Origin of the sequence: Microbacterium sp. B19 (genome assembly GCF_000333395.1) — a bacterium.
Taxonomy (GTDB): domain Bacteria; phylum Actinomycetota; class Actinomycetes; order Actinomycetales; family Microbacteriaceae; genus Microbacterium.
In genome coordinates, this window is record NZ_BADA01000464.1 from 1 (window position 1) to 3,589 (window position 3,589).

The following is a 3,589-nucleotide window of genomic DNA, read 5'->3' on the forward strand; positions in this document are numbered from 1 at the left end:
GCGCGGGTGCCGTCGGGGAGACCTTCGAGACGGTCGAGAACTCGATCATGCGCGTACCCGACTCAGTCGGAGACCACGACCTTCCGATCGAACGCGACGTAGCCCGCGAAGTCGGTGCCGACACGGTCGACCGCGCCGGGACGCAGGTCGGGGTAGGACCAGGCGCCGTCGGGCAGATCCGCGCCGTCGAGCGAGACGTTCCAGTACTGGGCCGCGCCCTTCCAGGGGCACGTGTAGGGCGTGGGGCTCTGCGAGAGCGCCCCCTCGCGGACCGAGCTCGGCGGGAAGTACCAGTTGCCTTCGATGGAGACGAGGTCGTCGCGGTCGGCTTCGGCGATGACGACGCCGTCGAGTACTGCCTTCATGGGGATCCTCCCTCTTCGTGGCCGCGTGCGGGCACGGCGCTCGCAGGTCTGCGGCTACCTGGGACACGCTAGCGAGGGGCCCCGACACGAAAGGTCAGATTGCCGCGTGTGACGACCTGGGCTAGGGTGCCCCTGGTCAGACCACACGCGCGCCCGCGACGGGCCCGTGAACGTGCAGGGCGGGATATCCCGCGGCGCTCAGGGTCACCTGCAGATCGATCGCCGACGTCTCGTCGGCCGCCAGGAACGCCAGCGTCGGACCCGATCCCGACACCAGCCCGGCGAGGGCGCCGGAGCGTTCGCCGCGCTCGAGCACGCGCCCGAGATCGGGTCGCAGGTGCAGCGCGGGCGCCTGCAGGTCGTTGCGGACGGTCGCCGCGAGCATGTGGGCGTCGCCCTGGCGGATCGCGTGCAGCACGTCCGGGTCGACCGCGGGGACGCGGGGCGCGGGCCCGATGTCGACCGCGTGGCGCGCGCGGTGCGCGTCNAGCTCGCCGTACACGACCGGGGTCGACAGCCCCTGGTCGTTCGGGACGAGGACCCAGTGGAAGCGACCGGATGCCAGCGCCGGGCTCAGTTCGTCGCCACGGCCGGTGCCGATCGCGGTTCCCCCGAGCAGCGCGAAGGGCACATCGGCGCCCAACTGGGCCGCGAGGCGCGCGAGCTCAGGGGTTGGCATCCCGATCCCCACAGGGCGTCGCAGGCCACCAGTGCGGCCGCGGCGTCGGCGGACCCGCCGCCCATCCCGCCCGCGACCGGCACGGCCTTGCGCACCGTCAGGTGCACGCCGTCGCCGATGCCCGCGACCCGAGCGAGCATGCGGGCGGCCCGCAGCGCGAGGTTGCGCTCGTCGGTGGGGACGCCCTCGACGTCGACCGTCGAGGTCTCGGCGATCTCGATCGTGAAGCCGGCGGCGGGCACGGCCGTGATCTCCTCGTACAGCGAGACCGCCTGGTACGCCGTGGCGACCTCGTGGTACCCGTCGTCGGCGACGTCGCCGACCTCGAGGAAGACGTTGATCTTGCCGGGAGCGCGCACGCGCACCGCCGTGGACGAGGCGCTGCTCATCGGGCCGACCGCCGACCACGCGCCCCGAGCCGTCCCCCGTGTGCGAGACTGGAACGTCGGCCCGACGTCGTCCGACCCGCGAGCGACGGGTCGATGGCGGCCGGTCCGGAGCGGGCGATCTCAGTCACTCTTCGACAGTAGTGCCCCGCTCACCGCCCTTCGGCGCCGCCGCCGAAACGCGCACGTAACGCCGCATTCGTACGGTGTACGAATCCGTCCCCACATCCCCCGAGGAGGCACAGTATGCGATCGATGGTCCCCCTTTCTGTCGAGACCGACCCGTGGCGCGCCCTCCTCTCGCGGGCCGACATCCGCATGGTCGACGGCATCCTGCACGTCGTCGATGACTGCTCCACCCCCTCGGACGCCGAGCAGGACGACCTGCTCACGGTCGCCGCGGCGATCGAGGCCGCGGGCGTCGAGGTGATGCTGGTGCGGGATGCCAATCGCCGACCGAAGATCGTCGTCGACACGGCGCACGCCGAGGCCGCGCTCGCCGCGCTGCGCGACCCCGAGCTCGGTCCCGTCTACCTCAAGGCCCGGGGCGAGGACCCGGTGCCGGCGCACAGCGTCCGCCCGAGCCGCAACGCCGTCGAGGCCTACGCCGTGTTCCGCCCCCGCACCTCGACCGAGGGCTCGTACCGCTACGGTTCGGCTCTCGCGCCGCGCCTCGAGCTCTGGCGGTTCGGGGCGCAGACCGTCGAGGCTCCGCGGCCGAGCGCGCTCACGCGTCGGAAGTTCGCCACGGCCGACCTCGACCTGGTCGAGGTCGAGCGCTACGGACGCCGCTGGCGCACGGTGGCGGGCATGTTCGATCCGCACCCGAACGAGTTCACGGAAGACGTCGACATGGTCTTCTCGTGGGTCGACGGCTCCTCGAGCGAGTTCCAGCGCCAGCGCGCCGCACGCATGAAGGGCTACGTCGTCGGTGACGGCGACGACAACGCGGCCCGTTACCGGCAGGTCGACGAGCTTCGCTACGCGCTGCGGAGCGTCCACATGTACGCCCCGTGGGTGCGACGCATCTTCATCGCGACCGACTCCCCCACGCCCGAGTGGCTCGCCGACCACCCCAAAGTCACGATCGTGCGCAGCGAGGAGTTCTTCGCCGACCCGTCGGTGCTCCCCACGCACAACTCGCACGCCGTCGAGGCGCAGCTGCACCGCATCCCGGGCCTCGCCGAGCACTTCCTGTACAGCAACGACGACATGTTCTTCGGGCGTCCCGTCACCCCGGAACTGTTCTTCAGCGGCGCGGGCATCACCCGGTTCGTCGAGAGCGGCATCCGGATCGGCAGCGGTCCCGCCCACGTCGACCGCTCGGGACACGACAACGGCCTGCGCGTGAACCGCGCGCTGCTGAAGGAGCGCTTCGGCCGGGTCACCACGCTCGACCTCGAGCACTGCGCCACGCCGCTGCGGCGTTCGGTCGCGTACGAGCTGGAGCGCGAGTTCGCCGAGGACTACGCCCGCACGGCCGCGAGCCGTTTCCGCTCGGCGACCGACATCTCGGTGACGAACAGCCTCTACCACTACTACGCCCTGGCCACCGGCCGCGCGGTCATCACGACGGAGCCTCGCACGCGCTACGTCCAGACCACGCAGCTCGACGCCCTGCGGCAGATGGAGCGGCTCGTCTCGCGGCGGGACACGGACATGTTCTGCCTCAACGACGGCAGCGTGCCCGAGATCCCCGAAGAGGTCCGCGTGCCCGCGCTCCGCGCCTGCCTCGAGCGCTACTTCCCCGTGGCAGCGCCCTGGGAGAAGGCCGAGGCGGTCAGCGCAGGATCGGCAGCGGCGTCGTCGGCGGCGACACCCGGCCGCTGAGTTCCGCCGTCGCCGGCACGACGATGCCGGCCGACCGCAGCCGTTCCTGCGACTCCGCGGCGTCGACGTACTGCAGCACCTCGGCTGCGCCGACGGGCACCACCGAGTGCACGATCGTCTCGTCGTAGACGTGCACGAGGTTGAAGCCCTGGGCACCGTCCTGCGGCCGGGTCCCCCCGACCGGCACCATGAGGTCCTGCGTGTAGCAGGTGGCGGATGCCACGGACACCGGGATGCCCGCGAACGTCGCGAACGTCGAGTAGTGCAGGTGTCCCGCGAGGATCGCGCGCACGTCGCTGCCGCGCAGCACGTCGGCGAGGAGCCGCTGG

The 3,589-nt window shown here is 71.9% G+C and carries 2 protein-coding genes and 2 pseudogenes; 1 reads left to right on the forward strand and 3 read right to left on the reverse strand.

Features of this window, described 5'->3' with window-relative positions:
- Positions 1-62 precede the first annotated feature (62 nt).
- Entirely contained in the window at positions 63-365 is a 303-nt protein-coding gene (locus I5G_RS16335; protein ID WP_022880021.1) for a DUF427 domain-containing protein, read from the reverse strand.
- A gap of 136 nt (positions 366-501) precedes the next feature.
- A pseudogene (locus I5G_RS23050) lies at positions 502-1,433 on the reverse strand (4-(cytidine 5'-diphospho)-2-C-methyl-D-erythritol kinase).
- Between the two features lie 243 nt (positions 1,434-1,676).
- Between I5G_RS23050 and I5G_RS16345 the strand changes: the two are divergent.
- Positions 1,677-3,260, forward strand: a complete 1,584-nt coding sequence (locus tag I5G_RS16345) for a stealth family protein (RefSeq protein ID WP_022880022.1) — start codon at positions 1,677-1,679, stop codon at positions 3,258-3,260.
- Here the strand turns inward: I5G_RS16345 and I5G_RS16350 are convergent.
- A pseudogene (locus I5G_RS16350) lies at positions 3,211-3,589 on the reverse strand (phosphodiesterase); the annotation flags it as partial. The gene I5G_RS16345 and the pseudogene I5G_RS16350 sit on opposite strands and share 50 nt — an antisense overlap.

Excerpts from the sequence above, each read along its gene's own strand:
- I5G_RS16335 (WP_022880021.1), bottom strand. The coding sequence starts at position 365 with ATGAAGGCAGTACTCGACGGCGTCGTCATCGCCGAAGCCGACCGCGAC.
- I5G_RS16345 (WP_022880022.1), top strand. The coding sequence starts at position 1,677 with ATGCGATCGATGGTCCCCCTTTCTGTCGAGACCGACCCGTGGCGCGCC.